This is a genomic window from Corallococcus sp. CA053C, assembly GCF_003611675.1.
Lineage (GTDB): Bacteria > Myxococcota > Myxococcia > Myxococcales > Myxococcaceae > Corallococcus.
Map to the genome: position 1 here is coordinate 1 of NZ_RAWA01000898.1, position 425 is coordinate 425.

Below are 425 nucleotides of genomic sequence, written 5' to 3' on the forward strand. Positions count from 1 at the left end.
ATATTCAACAGTGACCTGAACTTTACCGTCTGGTCGTAAATAATTTAACGTACCATCTTTACGCACATCAGATAAACGTTTTGCCAATTGATGTGATAAATAAATTGCTAGAGGCATGTACGTTTCCGTTTCATTCGTTGCGTAACCAAACATTAAACCTTGGTCACCTGCACCTGTTGCTTCAATTTCTTCTTCGCTATCTTTATCACGATACTCTAATGCTTTATCCACGCCTTGTGCAATGTCAGGTGATTGTTCATCAATCGCAGTTAAAATTGCCATTGTTTCATAATCATAACCATATTTTGCTCTTGTGTATCCAATTTCTTTAATTGTTTCTCTAACAACTTTCGGAATATCAACATATGTTGTTGTAGAAATTTCGCCGGCGATCAATGCCATACCTGTTGTAACAGTTGTTTCAC

Annotated in this window: 1 protein-coding gene; it reads right to left on the reverse strand. The window is 36.7% G+C overall.

What is annotated here, in order from left to right; genetic code table 11:
• Nucleotides 1–425, reverse strand: a 425-nt coding sequence (locus tag D7V97_RS43780) for an S-adenosylmethionine synthetase N-terminal domain-containing protein (RefSeq protein WP_304988538.1), incomplete at both ends; no start/stop codon positions are given.